This is a genomic window from Mycobacteriales bacterium, from assembly GCA_035504215.1.
In the GTDB taxonomy this organism is placed as follows: Bacteria; Actinomycetota; Actinomycetes; order JAFAQI01; family JAFAQI01; genus DATAUK01.
The window spans coordinates 1-25,674 of record DATJSI010000086.1; the positions used below are offsets into that span (position 1 = coordinate 1).

27 protein-coding genes are annotated in these 25,674 nt (G+C 69.5%); 13 read left to right on the forward strand and 14 right to left on the reverse strand.

Features of this window, described 5'->3' with window-relative positions:
- Positions 1 to 229: 229 nt before the first annotated feature.
- The 3 genes from VME70_10445 to VME70_10455 all read right to left on the reverse strand — a co-directional run bounded on the left by VME70_10445 (position 230) and on the right by VME70_10455 (position 2,797).
- Positions 230 to 1,462: a DUF222 domain-containing protein gene (locus VME70_10445; GenBank protein ID HTW20615.1), complete on the reverse strand. Its 1,233-nt coding sequence runs from the start codon at positions 1,460 to 1,462 to the stop codon at positions 230 to 232.
- Between the two features lie 285 nt (positions 1,463 to 1,747).
- Positions 1,748 to 2,191, reverse strand: coding sequence for a GAF domain-containing protein (locus tag VME70_10450; protein ID HTW20616.1), 444 nt, complete (start codon positions 2,189 to 2,191; stop codon positions 1,748 to 1,750).
- A gap of 45 nt (positions 2,192 to 2,236) precedes the next feature.
- A complete protein-coding gene (locus VME70_10455; GenBank protein ID HTW20617.1) occupies positions 2,237 to 2,797 on the reverse strand; it encodes a GNAT family N-acetyltransferase in 561 nt (186 codons plus the stop codon).
- Between the two features lie 114 nt (positions 2,798 to 2,911).
- On the opposite strand from VME70_10455, the gene VME70_10460 reads away from it, so the two are divergent.
- Positions 2,912 to 3,772 (forward strand): hypothetical protein, encoded by an 861-nt coding sequence (locus VME70_10460; protein HTW20618.1) that lies wholly within the window; start codon positions 2,912 to 2,914, stop codon positions 3,770 to 3,772.
- Between the two features lie 16 nt (positions 3,773 to 3,788).
- Here VME70_10460 and VME70_10465 read toward each other — a convergent pair whose 3' ends face one another.
- Genes VME70_10465 through VME70_10475 form a run of 3 tightly spaced genes read right to left on the reverse strand, consistent with a single transcriptional unit; the run spans position 3,789 to position 6,081 of the window.
- Positions 3,789 to 4,601: an ABC transporter permease gene (locus tag VME70_10465; GenBank protein ID HTW20619.1), complete on the reverse strand. Its 813-nt coding sequence runs from the start codon at positions 4,599 to 4,601 to the stop codon at positions 3,789 to 3,791.
- Entirely contained in the window at positions 4,598 to 5,566 is a 969-nt protein-coding gene (locus VME70_10470; GenBank protein HTW20620.1) for an ATP-binding cassette domain-containing protein, read from the reverse strand. Before VME70_10470 ends, VME70_10465 begins: the two co-directional genes overlap by 4 nt.
- Positions 5,563 to 6,081, reverse strand: a complete 519-nt coding sequence (locus tag VME70_10475; GenBank protein ID HTW20621.1) for a MarR family transcriptional regulator — start codon at positions 6,079 to 6,081, stop codon at positions 5,563 to 5,565. Before VME70_10475 ends, VME70_10470 begins: the two co-directional genes overlap by 4 nt.
- A 193-nt stretch (positions 6,082 to 6,274) precedes the next feature.
- Here VME70_10475 and VME70_10480 point away from each other — a divergent pair, with 193 nt between their 5' ends.
- The 3 genes from VME70_10480 (at position 6,275) to lysA (ending at position 10,937) form a co-directional block, all read left to right on the forward strand.
- Positions 6,275 to 8,419 (forward strand): hypothetical protein, encoded by a 2,145-nt coding sequence (locus VME70_10480; GenBank protein HTW20622.1) that lies wholly within the window; start codon positions 6,275 to 6,277, stop codon positions 8,417 to 8,419.
- 165 nt (positions 8,420 to 8,584) lie between these two features.
- Positions 8,585 to 9,604, forward strand: a complete 1,020-nt coding sequence (locus VME70_10485; protein HTW20623.1) for a nitronate monooxygenase — start codon at positions 8,585 to 8,587, stop codon at positions 9,602 to 9,604.
- Positions 9,605 to 9,650: 46 nt separating this feature from the next.
- Entirely contained in the window at positions 9,651 to 10,937 is a 1,287-nt protein-coding gene (gene lysA / locus VME70_10490; protein ID HTW20624.1) for a diaminopimelate decarboxylase, read from the forward strand.
- Between the two features lie 11 nt (positions 10,938 to 10,948).
- Here the strand turns inward: lysA and VME70_10495 are convergent, their stop codons facing one another.
- Positions 10,949 to 13,195 (reverse strand): glycosyltransferase, encoded by a 2,247-nt coding sequence (locus VME70_10495; GenBank protein ID HTW20625.1) that lies wholly within the window; start codon positions 13,193 to 13,195, stop codon positions 10,949 to 10,951.
- A gap of 90 nt (positions 13,196 to 13,285) precedes the next feature.
- Positions 13,286 to 14,329, reverse strand: a complete 1,044-nt coding sequence (locus VME70_10500; protein ID HTW20626.1) for a DNA topoisomerase IB — start codon at positions 14,327 to 14,329, stop codon at positions 13,286 to 13,288.
- Between the two features lie 349 nt (positions 14,330 to 14,678).
- On the opposite strand from VME70_10500, the gene VME70_10505 reads away from it, so the two are divergent.
- Genes VME70_10505 through VME70_10535 form a run of 7 tightly spaced genes read left to right on the forward strand, consistent with a single transcriptional unit; the run spans position 14,679 to position 18,871 of the window.
- Positions 14,679 to 15,161: a hypothetical protein gene (locus VME70_10505; protein HTW20627.1), complete on the forward strand. Its 483-nt coding sequence runs from the start codon at positions 14,679 to 14,681 to the stop codon at positions 15,159 to 15,161.
- A complete protein-coding gene (locus VME70_10510) occupies positions 15,158 to 15,412 on the forward strand; it encodes a monovalent cation/H+ antiporter complex subunit F (protein ID HTW20628.1) in 255 nt (84 codons plus the stop codon). The genes VME70_10505 and VME70_10510 overlap by 4 nt, the downstream gene beginning before the upstream one ends.
- Entirely contained in the window at positions 15,409 to 15,714 is a 306-nt protein-coding gene (locus VME70_10515; protein ID HTW20629.1) for a monovalent cation/H(+) antiporter subunit G, read from the forward strand. The genes VME70_10510 and VME70_10515 overlap by 4 nt, the downstream gene beginning before the upstream one ends.
- A gap of 10 nt (positions 15,715 to 15,724) precedes the next feature.
- Positions 15,725 to 15,961: a hydrogenase subunit MbhD domain-containing protein gene (locus VME70_10520; GenBank protein ID HTW20630.1), complete on the forward strand. Its 237-nt coding sequence runs from the start codon at positions 15,725 to 15,727 to the stop codon at positions 15,959 to 15,961.
- Positions 15,958 to 16,695, forward strand: a complete 738-nt coding sequence (locus VME70_10525; GenBank protein HTW20631.1) for an MnhB domain-containing protein — start codon at positions 15,958 to 15,960, stop codon at positions 16,693 to 16,695. The genes VME70_10520 and VME70_10525 overlap by 4 nt, the downstream gene beginning before the upstream one ends.
- Entirely contained in the window at positions 16,692 to 17,039 is a 348-nt protein-coding gene (locus VME70_10530) for a cation:proton antiporter subunit C (protein ID HTW20632.1), read from the forward strand. Before VME70_10525 ends, VME70_10530 begins: the two co-directional genes overlap by 4 nt.
- Positions 17,039 to 18,871, forward strand: a complete 1,833-nt coding sequence (locus tag VME70_10535; protein HTW20633.1) for a proton-conducting transporter membrane subunit — start codon at positions 17,039 to 17,041, stop codon at positions 18,869 to 18,871. Before VME70_10530 ends, VME70_10535 begins: the two co-directional genes overlap by 1 nt.
- Here VME70_10535 and VME70_10540 read toward each other — a convergent pair.
- From VME70_10540 to VME70_10565, 6 genes are all read right to left on the reverse strand, one after another.
- A complete protein-coding gene (locus VME70_10540) occupies positions 18,805 to 19,734 on the reverse strand; it encodes a DMT family transporter (protein HTW20634.1) in 930 nt (309 codons plus the stop codon). The two genes, VME70_10535 and VME70_10540, sit on opposite strands and share 67 nt — an antisense overlap.
- Positions 19,715 to 20,452 (reverse strand): phosphatase PAP2 family protein, encoded by a 738-nt coding sequence (locus tag VME70_10545; protein ID HTW20635.1) that lies wholly within the window; start codon positions 20,450 to 20,452, stop codon positions 19,715 to 19,717. The genes VME70_10540 and VME70_10545 overlap by 20 nt, the downstream gene beginning before the upstream one ends.
- Before the next feature lie 202 nt (positions 20,453 to 20,654).
- The gene (locus VME70_10550; protein HTW20636.1) at positions 20,655 to 21,356 is read right to left on the reverse strand and encodes a polysaccharide deacetylase family protein; all 702 of its coding nucleotides are present in this window, start codon (positions 21,354 to 21,356) and stop codon (positions 20,655 to 20,657) included.
- Positions 21,357 to 21,388: 32 nt separating this feature from the next.
- Positions 21,389 to 22,525: a glycosyltransferase gene (locus VME70_10555; protein ID HTW20637.1), complete on the reverse strand. Its 1,137-nt coding sequence runs from the start codon at positions 22,523 to 22,525 to the stop codon at positions 21,389 to 21,391.
- 85 nt (positions 22,526 to 22,610) lie between these two features.
- A complete protein-coding gene (locus VME70_10560; protein HTW20638.1) occupies positions 22,611 to 22,832 on the reverse strand; it encodes a hypothetical protein in 222 nt (73 codons plus the stop codon).
- A 17-nt stretch (positions 22,833 to 22,849) separates the two neighbouring features.
- Positions 22,850 to 23,131, reverse strand: coding sequence for a hypothetical protein (locus VME70_10565; protein ID HTW20639.1), 282 nt, complete (start codon positions 23,129 to 23,131; stop codon positions 22,850 to 22,852).
- A 167-nt stretch (positions 23,132 to 23,298) separates the two neighbouring features.
- Between VME70_10565 and VME70_10570 the strand changes: the two genes are divergently transcribed.
- Positions 23,299 to 23,781 carry a MarR family transcriptional regulator gene (locus VME70_10570; GenBank protein HTW20640.1) on the forward strand — a complete coding sequence of 161 codons (483 nt, stop codon included), beginning with the start codon at positions 23,299 to 23,301 and terminating at the stop codon, positions 23,779 to 23,781.
- 107 nt (positions 23,782 to 23,888) lie between these two features.
- A complete protein-coding gene (locus VME70_10575; GenBank protein ID HTW20641.1) occupies positions 23,889 to 25,661 on the forward strand; it encodes a thiamine pyrophosphate-dependent enzyme in 1,773 nt (590 codons plus the stop codon).
- The last annotated feature ends 13 nt before the right edge of the window (positions 25,662 to 25,674 follow it).

A 25,674-nucleotide genomic window follows, 5' to 3' on the forward strand; every position in this document is an offset into this window, starting at 1 on the left:
GCGGCGACACGCTCAACGATCAGACGACGAGCGAACAGGTTCGTACGGGCACTAGCGTGAACCATCGAAGACCTCCTGCGGGTAGATGCGAGACACATCCACTCCGCCTGGAGGTCCTCCCACTTTCAAGCAGGCGCGCCGCCAACAACCTCGCGGGTCACTACGGCTAGGTCACAAACCAGCGGCCGCGTCACGAACAAGCCACGTGAAGGGCCGTCGTCGAGACTGCTCATTCGCGCCAGACGCGGATGCGGTTGTTGTCGTCTTTGCTGATGCGCCACTGGGCGTGGTGGACGAGCCAGTGATGGAACTCGCAGATGTGGATCCCGTTTTTCTTGTCGGTGCGTCCGGATCGGGACCAGAACAGGATGTGGTGGATCCGGCAGCGTTCGAGTGGGGCCTGGCAGCCGGGCCACCGGCAGCCCCGGTCCTCGAGGCGCAGCGCGCGGCGCTGCGCGGGGCTCCAGGTCTTGGTTTTGCGGCCGAGGTCGAGCACCTCACCGTGAGAGCCGAGCACGGCCGGGATGATCCCGGCGTCACAAGCGATCATCCGGGCGGTCGCCGGGGTGACCTCGATGCCGTTCATGGTGACCGGCCCGGTCAGGCCACTGAGCGGCCCGGTGCGCGGCCCGGTGCGGGTGTCGGTGCGGGTGTCGGCGTGCGCGGCGAGCTCGGCGTTGAGCTGGTCGTAGCCGATCGTGACGATCACCTGCGGTTTCTCCCCGCCGTGCTCGGGCAGCCCACCGGCGGCCAGCGCGATCTCCGCGACGGTGACCAGCGCGTCCGCGGCCCGCTGCCCACCGGCGCGCTCGTCCTGCGGGCCGGCTTTGCCCAGCAGCGGGGTGAGCGCTGCCTTCACGGTGGCGGCGCCGGCCGGGTCGAGCATCCCGTCCAAGGCGACCATCCCGTCGAAGGTCGGGGACAGCCGGACCCAGCGGGAGTCGTAGCGCCGCTGCGCGGCGGCTTCGGCGTCATCGCCGGTGAGCCGGGCGGCCAGCTCCCGGGCGAACCGGCCCAGGGCGGCCGGGTCGACGGTCTCGGCCGCGGTGACCAGCTCCTTTTCGACCACGTCCCGGATCGGTGCTGGGCTCTTGGCGACCGCGGTGGTGATCAGCCGGGCGTGGTCGAGAGTGATGCGCGCGTCGGCGAGCGCCTGGTCGATCACCGGCCGGTACGGCAACGCGCGGGCCACGGTGAGCAGCCGGTTGACATCTTCCGCGCCGCATCGCAGCTCCTCGACCAGCCACCCGCGGGTGGCCCGCCCGAACTCGTTCACGGTCGCGTCCCGGGTATCGATCACCTGCAGCTGGCGGACCAGGACCGCGTCGAGCTGGCTGCGCAGGCGCAACAGCAGCTCGGTGGAGTCGGTCAGCTCCAGGTCGGAGCGGGTGTGCGGGTCACGGGCGAGCAGCGCGGTCACTCCCGCGGTGATCTGCTCGATCTCCGGACCCGGCGAGTACATGCGACTGACCTTAAGGGCCAGATCTGACAGTTTCTGGGGTCGAGAAACCGTTGATACACAACATGTTTTCGGCTCTCAGCGAACACAGTCCTGTCCACAACCGTGGACGAGAACACCACCGTCCACAGATCGCCGGCAGCCCGTTGACACCGACCCACGAGACGCAGCGAACGGCGACGCTCCCTGTTATTGCCAGCCTTGAGACAGCCCGGCGATCACACGAGCGCGATCACCTTCTGCACCAACGCCAACGACCCATCAGGCATCCCTTGGACACGCCCGTTGCTACGACGGCCCGAGCCACAAGGCAGCAAGCAACTGTGCAGCCGCCTCGAAGCGCGCGATGCTCTCGCCGGAGAAGGCACCGACGCGATCGCTTTCGAGGTCGAGCGTGCCGATGACCCGACCGTCGACGACGATCGGGACGATCAGCTCGGAGCCGGAGTCGTCCTGGTTGGCCAGATAGCGCGGATCACGTGCGGTGTCGTTGCTCACCGCGATCGCGCCGGCTGCGATGGCATGTGACGTGAGGCCTTCAGTGACGGCGAAACGCGGGTAGGCCGGGGCGGCAGGGCCGGCCCACGCTTCGTTTCGAACCTCGGAGTCGTCCACCGAGTAGATCCCCACCCAGCGAGCGTTCCCGTGATCCTGAACCGCCGTCGCCGCTGCCTGTGCTCGAACCGGCAGCGCGGCCTCGCGTCGCAGCGCCGCTTCAACCGCGGCGATCATCTCGTCCACACCGGCGACCATAAAGGGGCTCGCCGGCGCGGGCCATCAGGTTTCTGCCCAGTCCCTCCGGAGCAGCCCGAACACCCACGAGTCCGATACCTCGCCGCTCACGATGCAGTCCTCGCGCAAGGTCCCTTCCCGCACGAAGCCGAGTTTTTCCAGGACCCGCGCCGAGGCCAGGTTGCGGGTGTCGGTCTCGGCCTGGACCCGATTCAGGTCCAGCGTGTCGAACGCCCACTGCAGCAGTGCGCGCGCTGCCTCCGTGGCAAACCCTTGGCCCCAGGCCGGCTCGTCGAGGCAGTAACCCAACGACGCGCTGCGGTACTCGGGGTTCCACTTGGTCAGGCTGCACCAGCCGATGAACGTGCCGTCGGACTCACGGTCCATCGCCAGCCGCGCCGCAGTTCCTTCCGCGGCCTGCTGCCAGCAGTTCGCGATGAAACGCTCGGCGCGCGCACGCTCGGTCCACGGTGGTGCGTCCCAGTAGCGCAACACACGAGCGTTGCTCTGCAGCGCGAACAGCGCTTCCGCGTCGTCGTCTGCGAAGGGACGCAGGCGCAGGCGGGCGGTGTGCAGGGTCGGGGTCGGCAGGGACACGCCTGCCATCCTGCTCCTTGCGAGGCCCGACTCGACGTACGACGTCGATCGAGCCGGCTCCGATCGCGAGGCTGCGACATTCTGAGATTCTCGCTCGCGCACCGGCCGCTCATGCTTAGGATCGTGCCTCGCGACGATCTCGCGCTCGTGCTGCGGGCGCGCGCCCTGAGTCCGACGAGACCCGAGGTACTGATGACCCACCGGCGCCACCTCACCGCTGTTGTGCTCACGTCTGCAGCCCTCTTCACAGCCGCGCTTCCCGCCGCAGCAGCCGCGGGAAGCCCGCGTCAAACGCCCGGCAGTGCATCCGCGGCGGTGCAGGCCCGTCGACCGGCGGCGCAGCCGGCGAAGTCGAAGCTCGGCACGGTCAAGGGAAAGATCAAGGCGGCGCATCCCCTGAAAAGCGTGGTCGTCACCCTCTACGTGCCCAAGACGGCGCAGGACGGCAGCAAGGGCTGGGTGGTCAGCGAGGATGTGCTCGCGAGCGGTGGTCACGGTGTCACTCTGAACAAGAAGACCGGCGACTACTCGTTCAACGTCAAGCCCGGCACCTACCGGGTGGAGTTCTACGGCGAGTACCGCTCAGGCAAGGAGTGGGGCAACGTCGCCTACGGCCCGGACAAGCCCGCCGGGCCGCCGTTCGGAAAGTCGATCAAGGTCCGGAAGGGGAAGGCCACCAAGCACATCTCCATCAAGGCCGCCGGCGACTTCGGCACGGTGCCGCAACCCGATCCGGGCCCGAGCCTCTCGCCGACCGTCCCGACGGCGGGCGGCACGGAGACGGTCGTGCTCGGCACCTGGCCGAAGGGAACCGCGTTCACCTACACCTGGCAGCTCGGCAGCAGCGAGAAGTTCCTGAGCCTGAAGCGGACGATCAAGGTGCCTGCCAGCGCGGCCGGTAAGGCGATCAGCGTCGACATCTACGCGTTCGTGTACGGGAAGAACGGTGCCGCCGTCTCGATCAGCACCATCGTCGCGCACTGACTCGAACGCCCGCGGGTCAGTGGGCGTTGGCGCGGCGGTGGTTGTAGAGGCGGACCGCCCACAGGTACGACACGATCGCAATGCCGACACTCCACGCGATGGCAGCAACCGCGTGCGCGTAGACGGCGTGACCGGTGAGCAGGCCGCGGATGGTCTCGATGACCGGAGTGAACGGCTGGTACTCGGCGAACTGGCGTAGCCCGGCCGGCATCGTCGAGGTGGGGACGAACCCACTGGACAGGAACGGCAGCAAGGTGAGGAACATCGGGGTGTTGCTTGCCGTTTCGACGCTCTTCGCGACCAGGCCCAGTGCGGTCGACAGCCAGATCAAGGCGAAGGAGAACAGGGCGAGCATCCCGACCGCGGCCAACCACTCGAGCGGGTTGGCGCGCGGACGGAATCCGATCGCGACGCCGACGCCGAGCACGAGCGCGAGCACGACCAGCGCCTGCAGCAGGCTTCCGACCACGTGCCCCGTGAGGACTGCGCCGCGGGCGATCGACATGGTCCGGAACCGGTCGATGATGCCCTCGGTCATGTCCTTCGCGACCATGATCGCGGTGCCCTGCGCGGCGGCCGCGGACGCCATGATCAGTACGCCGGGCATGACGTAGTCGAGGTAGCCGGCCCGGCCGGTGTGGCCGCCCGAAAGGCTCGCCTGCAGACCGGCCCCGAGCTGGCCGCCGAACACGTAGACGAACAACAGCAGGAACACGATCGGCATCCCGGCAAGCAGCAGGGTCAGCGACGGATAGCGCAGCTGGTGCTTGAGGTTGCGACGAAGCATCGTCGTGGAATCGGACACGCTCAAGGCGACTGCGGAGCTCATGGCTGGAGGGCTTCCTGGACGGTTGGCTGGGTGGCCCGGCCGGTGACGGCGAAGAACACGTCGTCGAGGTCGGGGGTGTGGATCGAGAGCTGCTCGACGTCGATCGCGGCATCGGCCAGCTGGTTGAGCATCCGGCGTACGACGTCGACCGAACCGGCTCCGGGAACCTCGAGGCTGAGCTGCTCCGCGTCCGCCGATGACGCGGGGAACAGCCGGGCCGCATCGTCGAGTGCGCGTGGATCCGCGAACTGCAGCTGGACGTGACCGCCGTCGATGTGGCGCTTCAGCTCAGCCGGCGTGCCCTCGGCGACGATGCGGCCGTGGTCGAGCACCGCCACCCGGTCGGCCAGCTGGTCGGCCTCGTCGAGGTACTGAGTGGTGAGCAGGATCGTGACACCACCGGCGGCAAGCTCGCCGATGATCTGCCACATCGTGCGCCGGCTGCTCGGGTCCAGCCCGGTCGTCGGCTCGTCGAGAAAGATCAGCCGCGGCTTGCCCACCAAGGTCATCGCGAGATCGAGGCGGCGACGCATCCCACCCGAGTACGTCGACAGCGGCTTGTCCGCGGCGTCGGTGAGCTCGAAGCGGTCCAGCAGCTCGGCCACGCGTCGCGCTCCGTCGCGACCGAGGTGGCACAGGTCGGCCATGAGGCGAAGGTTCTCCCGGCCGGTGAGCAGGTCGTCGACGGCGGAGAACTGGCCGGTGACGCCGATCGCCGCGCGCACCCGAGCCGGCTCGGTGGCGACATCGTGTCCGGCGACCCGGATGTCGCCGCCGTCGGCGGCGATGAGGGTCGAAAGGATGCGGACGAGCGTCGTCTTGCCCGCGCCGTTGGGCCCGAGCAGCGCGACGATCGTGCCCTCGTCGACCTGGAGGTCGACTCCGTCCAGGACGGTCTGCTCGCCGAAGGACTTGCGGACGCCGGTCGCGTCGATCGCGGTACGGCGTACCTCGATGTCCGTCATGAGCGGTCGCCCTTCGCGTGCGGTGGTTGGTGGGGTAGCTCGCCCGAGTCGCGCAGCCGCTCGCGATGGGCGAGCCAGTCCCGCTCCCACTCGGGCAGTCGCGCGGTCAGCCAGTCGGCGAAGACCGCCATCTCGACCAGCGCGGCGCGACGCTCGGCCGGCGCGTCGGCGAGGACGGTCAGCCCTTCGCGGGCCAGCTCGGCCAGCCCCTCGTACTCCGAGACGTCGAAGCCCATCGAGTGCGGGGAGTTCAGGTCGATGCTCACCCGGTCCATCCGCTCCCCCGCCGCGCGCGAGCGCCGGATCAGGCGAAGGGTCTCCAGGGAGTTGACCGCGCCGGCAATCGCGCTCCGGCTGGCCAGCAGCGCATCGGCCAGCTCCGCGATGCTCTGCTCGCGCGGCTCGCAGATCAGCAGGTAGCCGAGCAGGCGGCCGACCATCGGGGCCATCCCGTAGCGGCGGGCATAGAAGCGCCCGGCGTGGTCGGCGAAGGTGAGCTCGGCGTCCATCGGCATATGACGACCTTATCACTAGTTCCTGGGATAACACAAATCTGTGTTATCCCAGCAGGACGCGCTGCGAGGCTGGCCTTCACCGGGCGATGTCCGAATATTCACTTCTATCCACTTGTGCGAGATAAGGGCGTTTCGTAAGGTTGCCGCCACGGAGGGTGGGGTCGCGCCGTTCGGGGGCTGTGGAGGTTCATCCGTGCGCACGCGTCTTCTGAGCGCAACAGCGGTCTCGGCGGTCATCGCCGGGTCGGCTGTCGTCGGCGTCACGGCAGCGGCTCCGGCCGGTGCCTCACCGCATCACGACGCCTCGTCCAGCTGCCGGCTGGCGAACGGCATCAAACACGTCATCCAGATCCAGTTCGACAACGTGCACCTGACCCGGGACAACCCGAACGTGCCGAGCGACATGGAGCAGATGCCGACCCTGTACAACTTCCTGAAGGACAACGGGGTCGTCCTCGCCAACACCCACGACGACCTGGTGCACACCGCGACGAACTTCATGTCGAACCAGACCGGGCTCTATCCCGACCGCACCGCGATCACCCAGTCGAACAGCTTCAGCTACTACACGCCGAGCGGCAGCACGCAGACCGGTATCTCGTTCGCGTACTGGACCGACCCGCTCTACGACCCGTCGGGCAAGCCGGCCGACACCAGGTACAACCTCGAGTACACCGCGAACCGCGACGACGTACCGAACGACACGAACGTCAACGTGCCGGCACCGTGGGTTCCCTACACCCGCGCGGGCTGCAACGTTGGCGACGTCGGCATGTCGAACGAGGTGCTCGAGAACATCGGCACCGACATCCCCACCGTGTTCGGCCCGGACTCCCCGCAGGCGGCCGAAGCGGCCACGAACCCGAACAAGGCGACCGCCGACGTCGTCGGGTATGCCGTGCACTGCGCCGCCGGCTCCGCGACGTGCGCGAACGGCCAGACCGACGCGCTCCCCGATGAGCCGGGTGGCTACCACGGCTACAAGGCGCTGTTCGGCAACGCGGAGATCCAGCCGGTCATCAGCCCGTCCGGGCCGGTCAAGGCGCTGAACGGTACGACGATCAGCGACGCCTACGGGAACGTCGGGTTCCCTGGCTTCGACTCGCTCACTCCGACCAACTCACTCGGCTACGCCGCCACCATGCTCGAGCACAACGTGCCGGTCGTGGACGTCTACGTGTCCGACGTGCACACCGACCACACCGCTGCGGACACGGGCGACCTCGGCCCGGGCGAGCAGACCTTCGAACAGCAGCTGCACGACTACAACGTCGCCTTCGGGCAGTTCTTCAGCCGGCTCAAGGCCGACGGCATCACGCCGGCGAACACCCTGTTCTCCGTCACGACCGACGAGGGCGACCACTTCTCCGGCAGCCAGCCGACGCCCGCCAACTGCACCGGGCTGAACGGCAACTACTGCTCCTACACCACGAAGTCCGAGGTCAACGTCAACCTGCCGGGGCTGCTCGCCACGAAGGACGGGGACACCACGCCGTTCGCAATCCACAGTGACCCGGCGCCCTCGCTCTGGGTGACCGGCAACCCTTCGCCGACCAACCCGCAGGTCCGCCAGCTCGAGCGCGACATCAGCGGCCTGACGGTCACCAACCCGATCACGGGGAGTACGGACAAGGTGGCCTACCAGCTCGCCGATCCGGTCGAGGAGAAGATCCTGCACTTCGTGTCCTCCGACCCGGCGCGCACTCCGACGATGACCGCGTTCTCCGGCGAGGACGAGTACGTCGGCGGCGGCGCGCAGAACTGCAACGAGCCGTGCGTCTACACCTCGTCCGGCTATGCCTGGAACCACGGTGGGCTCTGGCCCGACATGCAGGACATCTGGTCGTCGTACGTCGGACCGGGCGTGCGGGCACGGGGTGTCAACACCTCGGTCTGGGCGGACCAGACCGACACCCGTCCGACGTTGCTTGCCCTCGCCGGCCTGAGGGACGACTACAACGTCGATGGCCGGGTGCTCACCGAGCTGCTCTCGCCGAACGTGCTGTCGCCGGCGGTTCGTGGTGACACCAACGACATCGTCGATCTCGGCCATGTGTACAAGCAAATCCTCGCGTCCGCCGGGCAGTTCGCCGCCGACACGCTGACCGCGTCCACCCGGGCGCTCGCCAGCGGCTCGAGCAGCAACGACCAGGAGTACCAACGGATCGAAGCGGCGCTCTCCGCTTTGGACCACGCACGGAACGCGCTTGCCAACCGGATCGGTCCGGCGTTGCTCGACGCGCAGTTCGACAACCAGCCGATCTCGCACCGCCAGGCACGCAGCTGGATCGTGCAGGCCGACCTGTTGCTGGCCGCCGCACACGTGCTCGCGAGGTAGCCGGCCGCACGGTTCGGTACGGATGGCCGGCGGCGGGTTCGGGACTACGGTCCTACCCTGCCGCCGGCCATCGGCCGTTCGCAGCTCGCGGTCTGCGTCGGCCGCTACCTCCGCTGATGCGACGATGACCCGGTTCATCGGTGAGGAGGTCGTGCTGTGGGCTCGGTGCTCAAGAGCCTGGGCGTCGAGCTTCCCGTCGTCGCGGCGCCGATGGCCGGTGGTCCGTCGACACCTGCCCTGGTCGCCGCGGTCGCGCGCGCCGGCGGGCTCGGCTTTCTCGCTGCCGGCTACCGGACCGCACAACGGATGAGCGAGGAGATCGCCGGCGTCCGCGCGACGGCATCGGCATTCGGGGTCAACCTGTTCGCACCGAATCCCTTGCCGGTCGGCCTGTCCGCCTTCCGCACCTATGCGCGCGCGCTCCAACCGGTCGCCGACCGCTTCGGGGTCATGGTCGAGTCGGCCGAGCCGGTCGAGGACGACGACGACTGGGCGGCGAAGATCGACGTACTGATCCGCGACCCGGTTCCCGTGGTGAGCTTCACCTTCGGCATTCCGGACGGCGGCACGGTCGCGCGGTTGCGGGCGGGCGGCTCACTGGTGATCCAGACCGTCACCAGCGCCGACGAGGCCCGCCGTGCACGCGACGCGGGCGTGGACGCGCTGGCGGCGCAGGCCTCGGTCGCAGGCGGGCACTGGGGCACGCTGACCCCGCAGCAGCCCCCTGCGACGATGCCGCTCGCCCAGCTCACCGGTGCCGTCATCGCGGCATCCGAGCTGCCGGTGATTGCAGCGGGTGGCGTCACAGACACCGAGCAAGTGCGTGACCTGCTCGGCATCGGTGCCGAGGCAGTGGCGGTCGGCACCTTGCTGCTTCGTGCCGACGAGAGTGGGGCCTCGGACGTGCACAAGGCCGCTCTTGTCGAGGCGCGAGGCGAACCGGTCCTGACCCGAGCGTTCACCGGGCGCCCGGCAAGAGGCCTGCCCAACGAGTTCATCCGCCGGTACGACGAGCTCGCACCGTTCGGCTACCCCGCGGTCCATCATCTGACGAGCGGCCTGCGCAAGGCAGCCGCGGCTGCCGGCGACCCAGAGTGGGTGAACCTGTGGGCCGGTGTCGGCTATCGAGCCGCGACGGCAGAACCTGCCGAGGTGATCGTCCGCCGCCTGAGCGCTGCGCTGTGACCGCGCCGGGTCGATCTAGGGTTGACCCGCACGAAAGGGGGCGGACATGACCTCGTCAGCGCTATCGACCGGTGACCTGGCCGCTGCCCGGGACGCCGTGCTCTCACTGTGCCCCGTCGGCGCGGACCTGGATGAGGACGGCAGCCTGAGGATCGGCGGGATCCCCGTCGACGAGCTCGCGTCGACCTACGGCACACCGGCGTACGTCGTCGATGAGGACGCATTGCTGGCCCAGGCCGGCCGTTTCAGGACGGCCCTCACCGCCGCCTGGCCGCGATCGCGTGTGGTCTTCGCATCCAAGGCCTTTCCGTGCACCGCCGGTTACCGGACCTTGTCCGCGGCCGGGTTGGCGATCGAAGTGTCAGGCGGTGGTGAGCTCGCGGCGGCACTCGCCGGCGGCGTCACCCCGGCGGACATCGTGATGCAGGGCAACGCCAAGACCGACGAGGAACTCGAGTTGGCACTCGACGCCGGGGTCGGCACGATCGTCGTCGACAACTTCGACGACATCGACCGGCTCGAGCGACGGGTCGTCGACACCCAGCGCGTCCTGCTTCGCGTCATCCCGGGCGTTCGTGGCGAGACCCATGACGCCATGTCGACCGGTCAGGCCGGGTCGAAGTTCGGTCTGGCCGCAGCCGACGCCGAACGTGCGATCGCGATGTTGCGAACCAGCGACCGGCTGTATCTCGCCGGCGTACACATGCACATCGGCAGCCAGATCTGTGCGACCGAGCCGTTCGTCGCCGCGGTGGAGGCGCTGAGCCGGTTCGGCGAGTTCGACACCTACGACCTCGGCGGCGGGCTCGGGGCGCGCTACACCTACGCCGACGCACCACCTGGTGTGGAGGACTGGGTTTCGGCGCTCGTGGCGGCGGCCCGGCGCTGCCTGCCGGCAGAAGCCGAGATCCTGATCGAACCCGGTCGGCGGCTGGTGGCCCGGTCCGGCGTCACGCTCTACCGCGTCGTGTCCGTCAAGGGACACCAACCGACGTTCGTCGCCGTCGACGGCGGCATGGGTGACAACCTCGACGTCTCGCTCTACGGGCAGCGGTTCGAGGCCACGCTTGCGCACCGGGTCGGAGGTGGTGAGCCGGTCGAGCTGGTCGGCCGGCACTGCGAGTCCGGCGACGTGATCAGCCACGCCGTGCCCCTGCGCGACCCGAAAGTCGGTGACATCGTCGTCGTGCCGGTCACCGGGGCCTACTGCTACACGATGTCCAACAACTACAACGGTGCCCGCCGCCCGCCGGTCGTGTTCTGCCGTGGCGGTGAGGCCCGGCTGGTCGTGCGCCGGGAGACCTACGAGGACCTGCTGCGCCGCGACCAGTGAGCGGTGCCGCCTTATGGCGAGCCGGGTGCGGCGGCCGGGCTCGACGACGACGAGGCCGGACTCGACGACGACGGCGTCGGTGACGGCGAGGAGCTCGATGTCGCGCTCGATGTCGCGCTCGAGGTCGGCGACGCCGAGGACGATCCACCCGCCGGCGGAGAAGCAGGCGTGGATGCGGTCGGTGACGGCGAGGTGGACGACGACGGACTCGGGCTCGGCGACGTGCTGGTGTACGCCGGCTTGCCCTTGGCGGGCTGCAACAGGCTCGGTGTGTGCACCGGCCCGCGTTGCGGTGCCAGCAGGCCGAGGACGATCACCACGATGAGAGCGCTGGCCCCGGCCGCGCCGAACGCAAGCGTGACCCGAGCGCCGGGCGACCCGCGCAGCCACTCGGTACGGCGCCGCGCGGCCAGCTCCGGCGGGAGCGACGCACGCTGTGCTGCGCGCGAGTTCACCAACGCCGCGCCGTAGCTGATCGTCGGCCAGACCAGCAGGATCGCGGTGAGCGGACCGGCATAGGTCGTCGGCCTGGTCAGCGAGGTGATGATCGCGGCCAGCCCGGCGAGCGCGAGCAACGTCTCGCCGCGGTTTCCCTTCACCGCGTCCCAGAGGGTGGAGCGGTCGCTCGTCTTCGGCGTACGCAGGAACTCGGCCTCGCGCGCGTAGAGAGCCTGGACGGATGCCCGCGCGGTGACCAGCGACGTCGACTGCCAGATGAGGAACGCGCCCAGCGCCTCTCGCCAGCTTGCTCCCGTCCGCCGGCGAAGCAGAGCGATCGCACGGATCAGACCGAGCGCGAACAGCAGCGGGATGGTGGCGATCAGGAAACCGGTGAGCTTGCGGAACAACAACCCACCGCCGGCGCCGATGTTCGCGGCGCCGGCCAGGAGAAAGAGAAAGAACAGCAGGCCGAGCAGGTCGCCGTACCACTGCAAGGCCCCCGACAGGTAGGCCCAGCGCTGGCCGGTCGACATCCGGTTGTCCGCCGCCGCCTTGCCGAACAGCAACGACCGCCAGTGCATGCGGAGGATCTGGATGCCGCCGAAGCACCAGCGAAACCGTTGCCCCTTCAGCGCCTCGAAGGTGAGCGGCATGATGCCGTGGCCGAACGACCGATCCACGTGCAGGCCGGACCACCCGGCGCGAAGCAGCCGCAGAGAAAGCTCGGCGTCCTCGGTGATGCACCACTCGTTCCAGCCGCCGAGCTCGTCGAGGGCACGACGCCGGATCAGGCCCATCGTCCCGGCGAAGATCGCGCCGTCACGCTCGTTCCGCGACGGCTGCGACACGGCGAAGAAGTACTCGTAGGAGTAATACAGCCGGCGGTAGTAGCGGTCGCCCTGCCACTCCCGGTAGTCCTGCGGCGCCTGGATGAACCCTACGGACTCGTCGCGGAACAGCGGCGCGCATCCTCGCAGGAAGTCCGGGTTCATCTGGTAGTCCGAGTCGCACACGCCGACCAGCTCGGCCCGCGGGTCGGTGAGGTGCTGGAGCGCGTAGTTGAGCGCGCCCGACTTGTAGCCCGGCCAGTCCTCGAGGTGCTGGAACTTGACGCCGTGCTCGAGACACCATGCTTCGACCGGTCGCCACAACTGCGGATCGTCGCTGTTGTCGTCGATGGCAACGACCTCGTACGACGGGTAGTCGAGCCGAAGGAGCGTGGTCAGGGTTTCGATCACCATCTCGGGTGGCTCGTTGTGCGCGGGGACGTGCAGGCTCACGAACGGCAGCGGCCCGGTCTGGAACGCCTCCGTGCTGGCCCCTTGGCCGACCCGCCGGCGCCAGCGCTGGCTGCCCAACGCGTCGCACAGCTCCCATAGATAGGCGCACGCAAGGAACGCCGCGAACAGCTCGAGCAGCCACAGCAGGAAGCCGCCGGCCTCCGACAGCGCGGACAGGCCGCTCTGGAAGGTCCAGTCGAGCATGAACGCGAGGTAGGCGACGAACAGAAAGACCGTGCAGGCCCAACACAGGTGGGCGCGCGCGCTCCATCGCCGCGTAGCGGGAAGCCACAGCAGCGAGCCGAGCGCAAGCGCGGATGCGGATCCGATCAGGTTGATGCGAGTGGCGCCGATGACGTCCAGCACACCGACACCGACCGCCACGGTGATCGCCGTGCCGACCACGGCAAGGATCAGGCGTCGGCTCCACGCCCACGTCCCGCCGGCGTTGCCCATCACGATGGGGACCGGAGCGAGCAAGAGCGCGGTGCTCAGCACGGCGCACGCGAGGCCGGCGATCAGCCACGACGCGAGCACGCGATAGCTCCTTGCCGGATCTTGGGGGATGGCGTTGGCGTGATCATTTCCGCGATCCGGCCACCAGAAACCGGCGCCCGATAGCCGCGCTCACGCGCGCCGGTCGACCCTGTCGTGAAGGAAGCGGTGCATGAGGTTCTCGTCGGCACCGAGGTAGCGGGTCGCGCGGGCGCGGTGCCGGCTCAGGAAGGTGTCGAGGTCGCTGGTGAGGTAGGCCTCGAGGATCTCGGGATGCACATAGTGCGCACGGGCGACCGCCCGGGTGTTGCCCAGCGCCTCGGCGGCCGCGTCGATCGCGTCCACCACGCAGCTGCTGCGGTCGGGTTCTCCCAGCCGGGCCCGAAGGTGAGCGAAGGCGACCCGGGACCCGCGCCAGGTGCGGAACTCCTTCAGCGTCACGTGGGAGCCGCACAGCTCACCCAGCCGCTCGTTGATCTCCTCCGCCGTCACCGGCGACCCGTCGACCGTGAACAGCCGGCGGCCACGCTGATCGGCCAGCCGCCGGACCACCCGGGCCACCTTGGCGTCCTCGAGGACCACGAGCGCCTGCCGCTTGGACTTCGCCGGAAACGAGAAGGTCACCGTGTCGCGCGTCACGGACACATGCTTCTTGGTCAGCGTGCTCAACCCGAAGCTGTCGTTCTCCTCGGCGTACACCTCGGAGCCGGCGCGCAGCCCGCAGCGGTCGACGATGCGCAGCATCGCCGCCGTCACCAATGCGCGGTCGAAGGTACGCCGGCGCAGCTGGCTGTCGACGTCGGACCGGACCGCCGGCAGGTCATTGCCGAAGTCGACCAACCGGTCGAAGTTGAGCCGGTCGCGCACTTCCCGCCATCGCTCGTGGTACAGGTACTGCTTGCGTCCGCGGTCATCGATGCCGGTGGCCTGCAGATGCCCGTCCTCGTCGGCGCAGATCCAGACCTCCTGCCAGGCCGGCGGGATCACGAGTGCCTGCACCCTCGCTCGCACTGCCGCGCTGACGGGCCTGCCGTTCGACTTCCGATAGCTGAACCCGGAGCCGGCCCGCGCCCGACGCAGCCCCGGCTCCTCCGCCTGCACGTAGCGCAACCCGGCGAGCTCCGCGCAGCGTTCGGCATCGTCGTAGAGATCAACGACCGGCACAGCCTCGGGCATGGCGAACAGATGCCCCTTGCTCCGCAAACGGAACCTTCGGCCACCTTCCGGAATCGGGACCTTCGGCGACTCGTACGGGGTAGTTCGGCCGCGGTGACAGTGGCAGCTGCGCGCCTACGGTGCGGGCATGCGAAGCCGCCACGAGCGCCGCCGCACCGCCCACGAAGCAGGTATCCCCCCGACCGCGAGCTGGACCTGCCCCCACGACGTCGATCATCCGGCCTGGTGCCCGACCTGCCGAGTGCACTGGCAGGCAAGGATGCGGCATCCGTCCTGGCCGCGACGCGAGGAGGCGTCAGCGACGCACCGCTAACGGATTAACCCGTGGGCACGCGGGGACCATCTGCGCGTGACGAAGATCGCCAAGGTCGGCGGGGAGTGGCTCGCGTGGACGGCGGCGGCGCTCGGTGTGTGGCTGCTGACGCTGTCCTCCGTGACCGGCGCCGACCTGATCGTGGCTGGTCCGTCCGCCGCATCGTGCGCGGCGGCGGCAGTCGCCGTACGCCGCACGCTCGGTGTGCGGCTCGACCCGTCGCGGCGATACCTGCGCTGGGCCGTTGCCGTTCCCGCTGCGGTCGTCGCCGACACGGTCGCCGTGCTGGCACTCCCCTGGCGCGAGCGTTTCCGTCCCCGCAGCGAGGGCCACTGGCAGCGCATCCCGGTTGCGCCCGGTCCTGACCCGCGCCCCTCCACGACCCGCGCTGCCGCGACCCTGCTCGTCTCGCTGAGCCCGGGAAGCTTCGTCGTCAACGGTGACGTCGACACCGGCGAGCTGCTGACCCACGTCTTGGCCGGCGGGCGCCGGTCGATGACGGATGCGGTACGCCGATGAACGCCTGGCTCGCGGCGTCGGCCGCGCTCATCGTGATCGGCCTGGTGCCGGCTCTACTGATCGGATCGCACGGTGACGCGATCTCCCGCCTGGTCGGCCTCGAGCTCGGCGTCGCGGTCACCGTCCTGTTCCTGATGGCGTTCGCGGCAGCCGTTGACCAGCCGAGCTACCTGATCGTCCCTCTCGTGCTGGCCGCATTGAACGTGGTCGGCACGCTGGTCTACACCAGGCTGTTGGGACCGCGGCCATGACGCGAGACGTCATCTCCGACGCGTTGCTCGCGGCCGCGCTGCTCGTGATCCTGCTGTCGGGCGTGGGCGCGCTGACAATGCGTACGACGTTCGGCAAGCTGCACTACCTGACGCCGGTCACCTCGGTGGCGGGTCCGCTGTTCGCGGCCGCGATCGTCGTGCACACGGGCTGGGGCATCACTGCCGGGTTGCAGCTGTTGATCGTCGCGTTACTCGGAGTCACCGGGCCGATCCTGCAGATGGCGACCGGCCGGGTGGAAGCCCAGCAGCGCGGCATCCTCGACCCGACGAGCCCACCGTGACGAGGGCAGCATGAGCTTCCTCGTGGCCATCTCGCTCACGCTGGTGCTGGCCGCGGCGATCGCGGTCGTCATGACCGAGGACCCCCACCGCCAGGCCGTGACGTTGTCGCTGTTCGGCGTCTGCCTCGCCGTACTGTTCTTCGTCCTTCAGGCACCGGACGTCGCGCTCAGCCAGGTCGCGGTCGGGACGGCCATCGTTCCCCTCATGGTGCTTCTGACCATCAGCAAGATCCGGGGCAGCCGGTGAGCAGGCGGGCTCGGCTCTGGATGGTGGGTATCGCCGGCGCGGCGCTGGCCGTCGTGCTGGCCTCCGCGTTCCTCGACCTGCCGGCCTTCGGCGGGTCACACCATCCGTACCGCACGGCGGCGGTGCATGCGGCGGTGGCTCACCGGACCGCGAATGCGGTGAGCTCGGTGAACTTCGACCAGCGCGGGCTGGACACGTTGGGTGAGGAGTCCATCCTGTTCGTCTCGATCATCGGCGTGTCAGCCCTCCTCCGGCCGACCAAGGAGGAGCGCGAGGCCGGCCCGTCGGACACCGGCCGGGTCATGGAAGCGACCAGGGTGCTCGGCTACGCGATGATCCCGCTCGCGCTGATCATCGGTCTGGACGTGATCGCGCACGGCGTGGTCACCCCCGGTGGCGGGTTCCAGGGTGGCATCGTGCTCGCCACCGCGATCCACCTGCTGTACGTCGCCGGCTCGTACGGGCCGCTCCAGCGGCTGCGCCCGGTCCGGATCTTCGAGCATGGCGAGGCGATCGGCGCGGCCACGTTTGCCTGCTTCGGGATCGCCGGCGCGGCCACGACCCTCGGTTTCCTCGCCAATACCCTCCCGCTCGGGACGTTCGGGCAGCTCTTCTCGGCCGGCACCGTGCCGCTGCTCAACGGCGCCGTCGGCATCGAGGTTGCGTCGGGCGTGATCGTCCTGGTCGCAAAGTTCCTCGACCAGGCCATCCTGCTGGGCCCACGGCCACGATGAGCTACTACGCGTATTTCGTTGCCGGAGCGATCCTGCTCATCGGCGCAGTCGGGGTCGCGCGAAGCCGGAACCTGGTCCAAGCCGTGGTCTGCCTGTCCATCAGCCAGGCAGGGACCTATGTCCTGCTGCTGAGCATCGGCTACCAGTGGAAGGCACTGGCACCAGTGTTCGGTTCCACCGTCAAGCCGTCCACGGATGTCGTCGACCCGGTCGTGCAAGCGCTCTGCCTGACGGACATCGTCGTCTCCGCGATGGTCACCGCGCTGTTGCTTGCCCTGTCGTTGCAGATCGCCAAGCAGCACGGCACGACCGACCCGGACAAGCTGTCGGCGCTGAGGGGCTGATGCACTTCAACGACGGGCTGGCTCAGCTGGCACCCGTCAGCATCGCCATCCCGATCATCGTCGCCTGCGTGTTGCTGTCGATCGGCCACCGTGCGCCCCGCCCGCTGGTGGACGGTACGGCGATCGCGGGCGCGGCCGCAGTCGTGGGACTCGACGCCGCGCTGTTCGCCGGAAGCGGCGGACGGGTGATCAACTGGATCGGCAACTGGCTTCCCGGCGCCGGCCATCCGGTCGGCATCGTGTTCGTCGTCGATCGGATCGGCGCCGGCATCGCGCTGCTCGCCGCGACGCTGATGCTGCTCGCGATGGTCTACTCCGCGCGCTACTTCGAGTCCGCGGATGCCCACTACCACTGCCTGATGATGCTGTTCCTTGCCGGCATGAACGGCTTCGCCCTGACCGGCGACCTGTTCGACATGTTCGTGTTCTTCGAGCTCATGGGTGCGGCGGCGTATGCGTTGACCGGCTTCAAGGTCGAAGATCGCAGCTCGCTTCAAGGTGCGTTGAACTTCGGCATCGTCAACTCGCTCGGGGCCTACGTCACGCTGATGGGGATCGGGCTCGTGTACGCCCACACCGGCCAGCTCGGCCTCGCCCAGATCGGTGCGAGCCTGAACCACCAACGCGTAGATGCGCTGATCGCCGTCGGCTTCGTCCTCGTCATCTCCGGCTGGTTGGTGAAGGCGGCGGCCGTGCCGTTCCACTTCTGGCTCGACGACGCTCACGCAGCGGCTCCGACGCCGGTGTGCGTCCTGTTCTCGGGAGTCATGGTGGAACTCGGACTGTACGGCGTGCTGCGGGTCTACTGGTCCGCGTTCGCGGGCACGATTCCGGTCGCCGACGTCCGTCGTACCTTCATCGTCCTCGGTGCGGTCACCGCACTGGTCGGTGCGGTGATGTGCCTGGCGCAGCGGCACCTCAAGCGGCTGCTGGCCTTCTCGACGATCGCGCACATGGGCTTGTTCATGTGCGCGGCGGGCACCATGGGCGCCGCGGGTACGACGGGAGCGGCGGTGTACGTCGCCGGCCACGCCGGGGCGAAGTGCGCACTGTTCCTGCTCGCGGGCATGCTGCTCAACCGCTACGGAAGCGTCGACGAGGTCACCCTGCACGGCCGGGCCCGCGACGCGCCGGTTCTGGCGGTGCTCTTCGGCATCGCCGCGCTGGCGCTGGCCGGCCTGCCGCCCTTCGGCAGCGCCCTGGGCAAGGCGATCGGCGAGGATGCGCTCAGCGCGAACGGCTACTGGTTCGGTCCTGTGCTGTTCGTCGCGGTTTCCGCCATGACCGGCGGCGCGGCGCTGCGCGCCGGTGGCCGGATCTTCCTCGGGATCGGGCCGCGTCCCACCGAGGGCAGCCAGCAGACGACCGGCGACGAGGAGCAGCCGGAGACGATCGAACGGTTCCGCGCACGTTCGGTCAGCCTGGTCGGTCCGATCATCGTGCTGCTGGCCGGCTCCCTCGCGATCGGCGTGGACTCCTCCGCGGTCAACGCGATCGGGGGCGGCGCCGAGCGCATGCTCGACCATGCCGGCTACCTCGCAGAGACCCTTCGCCATGCCGTGCCACGCCCCATCCGCACTCCCGCCGGAATCGGTTGGACCACGAAGGGCGTCGTACTCGGGCTGGTCTCCACCGTCCTGGCGGTCTCGGTCGCCACTATCGGCTGGTACATCGAACCGATCACCCAGCGCTTCGCGTCCGCGCTGAGTCCGTTTCAACGAGGCATCGCCGGCATCCGCGCGCTGCACTCCGGGCACGTCGGCGACTACGTGGCCTGGCTGATGGTCGGCGTGGTCGCACTCGGAGCGCTGGTCGGACTGCCTCTGCGCTGAGCCTGCACGTTCGGTGCCGCGCGCTGCACGAGTGGCGAGGTGTCGAGGGTGACGATGCTGCCCAGCAGCACGGCCAGCGCGATCGCCGCCAGCCCGAGCCGCGCCGGCGAGCCGGTGATCTGCTCGCCGAAGAGGGTCAGGCCGATCACGATGGACAGCAGCGGCGCGACCGCGTCGACGATCGGCAGGCTCACGGCCAGCGGGCCGGACTCGAACGCCGACTGGAGCATGAGCGTGGCGGTGATGCTGCAGACCGCCATGGCGTACGGCTCCCACGCGGTGAACCCGGCGGCCACCCCACCCTCGAACCGGCGCGTCGTCGCCGCCATCAGTGCGGCCTCCAGCCCGGTCAGTACGGCGGCCGACAGCGCGAAGGACATCGGCCGCCGGGTGCCGCCGGCGGCGCGTCCGACCGCGGCGGCAGCTGCGGCGCCCACGCCGAGCGGGACAACCACCGGGACCCACGACGACAACGGCGCCAGCGGGGTGCCGCCACGCGGGTCGGCCAGCGCGATCGACACCGCGAGCCCGAGCCCTACCCCGAACACCCCGACCCAGTCGCGGGCCCGCAGGCGCACGCGGCGCAGGCGCACGGAGAGCGGGATGGCGAACACCACTTCGCAAGCCAGGATCGGTTGCACCACCGCCAAGGGTGCTTGGGACAGCGCGACGGCTTGTACGGCGTAGGAGAGCGCCGCCGTGCCGACGCCCGCCAACCAGAGTGGCTCTCGTGCAAGCGCGAGCAACAGCCGTGGCGACAACACCTCTCCCGGAGGGCGGGTCGCCGCTGCCCGCTGCTGAAGAACCGCCGCGACCGCGAAGCACGCCGCGGCCGCGAGCGCGCTAAGTACGCCGAACAGCATGGGCCGACCCGACCGCGAACCGGTGGCGAAGCCGCTCGCCGACCCCGAGCACCAGGTAGCCGACCGGTGTCAGCGCTGCGCCGGCGAGCACGTCCAACATGTAGTGGTTGCCGGTGGCGAGGACTGACACCGCGGTGGCCACCGGATGCAATGCGGCGAGCAGCCGAACCCACTTGCGTGCGGTCAGCGCTCGGACCGACACGGCCACCCACACCGCCCATGCGACGTGCAGCGAGGGCATCGCGGCGTACAGGTTCGCGCCGTCCGTCTCTGCCTGGTAGGCGAAGGGAAGGTCGTGGCGGACGGTGTCGTGGAAGCCGGGAAGCAACCGGGGCGGGGCGGTCGGGTAGACCCAGAACACGATCAGCGCGAGCAGGCTGAGGATGAGCAAGGCGTTGCGGTGCCGGCGGTACGCCGGAGACCACAAGAAGAGCGCGAGCAGCATCCCCGTCGTCGCACCCAGATGCATGACGACGTAATAGCCGGCCAGCAGGATGCCGGCGGTGGCATGCCCCGCGAGCCAGGTGTCCATCGGTTGCGACCACGCCACGTGCAGCCAGCGATCGACCGAGAGCACCTCACGTCCGTTGTGCACGGCGACGCCGACGACGTTGCCGTGCCAGGCTCGAAGCTGGTCGTAGGCGAAGAGAAACCCGACCACGAGGACCAGTTGCGACCACCAGCTCGGTCTCGACGACATGAGCCGGGCGCGATGCATCGGCCGTAGAGTCGTCGACCAGCCGTTGCGCCTGCGGTCTGCCGTCCGGCCCGGAGTGAAGTGCATCGCCGCGCCACCGGCCGCACGCCGGCCGGCCGGCAAGTCGTGGTAGCTGGGCACAGTGAGAAAAGTGTTCCCCGTGCGTGCGCTTTGACTCCGTTAGCTCCGCTGCGCGATCACCGGAGAGCGCGCCAAAGCTCGCTCAGCGCAACCCGGCTACGGTCAGGCCCCGCATCGAGGGGTGGTCGGCCAACAAGGGCAGAGCAGCCGCGGTGTTGCGCCAGGACCCGGTCGCGCTCATCAGGTCGGAGTCGTGAAGCAGGACGACCCCGCCGTCGACCTGTCCGGTGGCGATCGTCGTGACGATCGAGCGCGGTGAGGCTGACGCGCGCCAGTCCTTGCCCCACGCCGACCAGAGCCTCGGCCTGACCCCGACCGCCCGCGCGGCCACCAGCGCAGGGCCGGTGAGGACGCCGTACGGCGGCCGCCACCACAGCGGCGCGCGGCCGAGGGCATCGGCGGTCACCTGGTGAGCGCGCCGAAGGTCGGAGTACGCCGAGCGCGGGTCGCGGGCCAGCAGGTACCGGTGTTCGTAGCCGTGCACGCCGACCGTGTGACCTCGGGCCGTGATCTCGGCGACCAGGTGCGGCCGCTTGACCACCTCCGCGCCGAGGACGAAGAAGGTCGCCGTCCAACCCTGCTCGTCAAGGGCATCGAGGATTGCGGGCGTGCCATCGGGATGCGGCCCGTCGTCGAAGGTGAGCGCCACCGTGCCGGCGGGCATCTGGCCGTTCAACGCCGGCGCAAGCCGGCGACGCAGCGACGGCAACCACGACCCGGCGGGAACGATCTGAGCCGCCGCGAAGGAGCCGGCAACGCAGACTGCCGCGCTCGTTGCTCGCATCTGCCCATCCTCGCCGCCGCGGCCGGTCGGCCTTAGCGGCGGCCCGCCATCGGCTCGGAGACAGCGGTGGCGAGGACGACGGCGGCCGGATCCGGCGCCGGCGGCAGCAGGTCCGGCCGCGCCGCGGGCGCCGAGCGCACGGCACTCTGAAGCTCGCGGTCGGTCTGCGTGACCGTGACCAGGCCGGCGTCGCGCAGCGTGGCTGCGTTGAGTCGCCCGTGTCCGGCGAGCGGGCGGTGCAGGACGACCGGTCGCCCGGCGACGATCGCCTCCCAGCAGGTCGTGCCACCCGCGCTGTCGACGACCACGTCGGCCGCGGCGATCCACGCGGCGACATCGTCGGTCCAGCCGACCGCGTGGCAACCCGGCAGTCGGCGTACTGCCCGCGCGAGCCGCTCGCACTGACCGCAGAGCACGTAGGTCCGGGTGCCGCTCGTACCAAGAGCGCCAGCGGCCAGCCGCACCGCACCGACCCCCCAGCTGCCGCCGTTGACGAGAGCGACGCGGCCCGGCGGCAGGTTGAGGGTCGCGCGGGCCTGCGACCGCGACCGCTCGGCCGGCGCGGCGACGAGCGGCTCGACGACCTGCACCCGAGCGGCACCGAGATCCGACAACGCCCGAGCAGTGGCCGAGAGCGGCGCAAGGTGAAGGTCGGCGCCGTCGGACACCCAGTAGGGGTGGGCGCCGGCGTCGGTGACATAGGCGATCAGCGGCACGTCAAGCCGACCGCCGCGGCGCATCCGGCCGAGCAGCTGCCCGGCGAGGTTGTAGGTGGAGATCACGGCCGTCGGTGGGAAAGCGGCGAACTCGCGCTCCAACCCATTGATGTAGGCGCCTTCTCCGACCGCGCTCAGGCGCTCGAACAAGGCCGGGTGGGCGCGCCAGCCACGAATGATCCCGTCGTACAGGCCGGGTGCGTGGGTCACCATCCGGCGGTAGAGCTCACGAACCAGGCGCCCCTGCGGGCCGGCCGGCAGCGCCAGGTAGTCGACCACCCGGACGGACGCCCCGCGATGGCGGGCGCGCCGCGCCAGCTCGCGTGCCGCGGTCAGGTGTCCGGAGCCCATCGAAGACCCGACGATCAGCAGCCGAGACGCGCCGGGCGCAGCCCGGCCGTCGCCGACCGCACGCGCGCGTCGGGAGAAGACGTCGGTCGCCTCGATGGCCACGATCCGGTTGCTCCCCCGTCGACGCAGCCGTAATCCGCACCGGTCGGTCGCCGTTGCGCTGTGGCCGAGGGCGTGCCGCGGCGATTCAGTGGTGAAGTGGATGCACGACGTGGTCGAGCGAGCGATGCCGGCAGCGCCAGCAGCTCGAGTGTGGCGAGGTGGGACTGACCCGGAGGTGGCCGCAGTCCTGATAGCGGGGACCCGTGCTCGGCGTGACGAGGTTCACCAAACCGATCCACTCCATCACCGCGGTGACGATCAGCAGCAGCCCGCCGAGAACGATGATGACAACGAGGTACGGGTCCATCTCATGCCTTCCGTCGGCTAACCGCCCGCGGCGGTGGTCACTGTCACACGCACCAGCTCGCCCGGCGGGAGCCGCGTGAAGCGGCTCGAGATCACCCGCGGCTTCTGGTCTCCGAACACGCTCAGCCGCGCCTCGGCGACGCGCGCGAGGCTTCGCCGATCGGCCACCTCGACGGTCAGGCAGTGCGTCGCGGAGAGCCGAGTTCCGAGGCCGTCGAGGAAGTCGCGCAGGCGCCGGAAGCACACCAGTGCCTGCACGTCGACCGTGCCGTCGGCGCCGTCGAAGCGTGCGATGGTCAACGCGCGACCTTGACGGCGGCACCGGCGTGCCACAGCTTCGCTGGTACGTGCATAATGCATCTATGCATAATGCACGAGCATACGCCGGCAACCGTAAAACGTCGAATCGGCACCGCGCGGTTCGGGTGGACGTGCAAGGAGCCGTCGGCTCAGGCACAGTGATGCCCATGGTGACGCGGCAGAAGCACGCGGAGCAGGACGAGCTGACCGATGCGATCGTCGGCGCGAGCCGGGCGCTGCTGGCGGTGGCCGTCCGCTCCCTCGGCGCGGTCGGCGACGGGCTGACCCTGGTGCAGTACCGCGCCCTGATCGTGCTGCACTATCGCGGCGCCCAGCGAGTCGTCGACATGGCAGAGCTACTGGGGGTCAACAGCTCGACCGTGACCCGCCTCGTCGAGAGACTCACGCGCAAGGGCCTCGTACGCCGGGTAGAAGACCCTGCGGATCGCCGGACGACCCGGCTGGTGATCACTCCAGCCGGCGAGCGAGCGGTCGCGACCGTGATGGCGCGCCGCCGGGAGGAGATCTCCGCCATCGTCGCGAAGATGCCGGCGTCCAGCCGTGGCGCCGTGGTCGACGCGCTCACCGCCTTCACAGTGGCGGCCGGCGAGGCGCCGGAGCAGAGCTGGACCCTGGGCTGGACCAGCTGAGCCGGTAGCTGCCACTTCCCCGGCCGCTGCCCACGCTTGCTGCCGGGCAGGGCGGGTAGGTCTCCCTACGCGTATTTCCCGCACGCCCACACGTGAGGAGCCCGACGTTGTCCCGCATCACTTCTGAGGTACTGATCGAACGACTTTCCGAGTGGGGCGTCGACACCGTCTTCGGCCTGCCCGGGGACGGCATCAACGGGATCATGGAAGGCCTGCGCCGGCAAAGCGACAAGGTGCGCTTCTTCCTCGTGCACCACGAGGAAGCGGCCGCGTTCATGGCAACGGCGTACGCCAAGGCGACCGGCAAGCTCGGCGTGTGCCTGGCGACCTCGGGACCGGGCGCGATCCACCTGCTGAACGGCTTGTACGACGCCAAGCTCGACCATCAGCCGGTGCTCGCGATCACCGGCATGCAGGAGACCTCCGTCCTTGGAACGGGGTACCAGCAGGAGGTCCACACCGACCGGCTCTACGCCGACCTGGCCGAGTACAACCTGGTCGTCGACAACCCGGCCCAGCTGCCCGGCGTCGTGGACATCGCCATCCGAACTGCACTGGCCCGCCGCGGGGTCGCGCACCTCACGGTGCCCAACGACGTGCAGATCGCGGACGCCGGCGCGAACCCGTACGAGGGCGTCGCACCCGCGCGGCCGCCGGCCACGTCGCCGATCTACATCGCCCCGCCCGGACTGCCGAGCGCATCGACGCTGGAGTCCGCGGCGCAGGTGCTGAACGAAGGCGAGCGGGTCGCGCTGCTGGTCGGCGTCGGCGCGCTGCACGCCCGCGAGGAGGTGCTGGCCGTCGCGGAGCGGCTCGCTGCTCCGGTCATCAAGACCCTTCCCGGCAAGGCGGTGATCCCCGACGACTCCGAGTTCGCGGTCGGGGGGATCGGCCTGCTCGGCACAAAGCCGGGCGAAGACCTGGTCGAGGACTGTGACGTGCTGTTCATGGTCGGCACCAACTTCCCCTACACGAAGCACCTGCCCGAGCCCGGCTCGGTCCGCGTCGTACAGATCGACTCCGATCCCACGCGCGCGGGCGTGCGGATGCCGACCGAGGTGCCGATGGTCGGCGACTCGAAGGAGACCCTGCAGGCGCTGCTGCCCTTGCTGAACGCGAAGACCGACCGTGGCCACCTCGAGAAGTACCAGAAGGAAATGGCGAAGTGGCGCTCGAACATGGCCGACCTGGAGTCACCGAAGCGCTCCCCCATCGCGCCGCAGTACCCGATGAGCGTCCTCGACGACCTGGCGACGGATGACGCGGTGCTCACCTGCGACAGCGGCACGATCGCGACCTGGGCCGCACGGCACTGGACCATCCGCGGCAACCGGCAGTTCTACCTGTCCGGCAACCTCGCGACGATGGCGCCGGGCCTGCCCTACGCGGTCGGCATCCAGCATGCCTTCCCCGGTCGCCAGGTGATCGCCTACGTCGGGGACGGCGGCTTCGCGATGCTGATGGCCGAGTTCCTGACCGCTGCCAGGAGCGGCCTGCCGATCAAGGTCGTCATCAACAACAACAACAGCCTCGGCCAGATTCTCTGGGAGCAGATGGTGCTCGGCTATCCCGAGCACGGGGTGCGTTTCCCGCAGCCGGTGGCGGACTTCGCCGCGTGGGCTACGGCGTGCGGCGGGTACGGCGCAAAGGTGAACGACCCGGCGAATGTCGAGTCCTCGATCAAGGAAGCACTCGCCTTTGACGGCCCGGCGCTCGTCGACATCGACGTCGACCCGAACGAGCCGCCGATGCCCGGCAAGGTGGAGTACGACCAGGCCAAGAAGTTCGCCCAGGCGTTCCTCAAGGGCCAGCCGCACAAGGCCGCGATCGCGAGCACGTTGTTCAAGGACAAGATCCAACAGCTGGGCCGCAACGACTGACGCGACGGGTAGC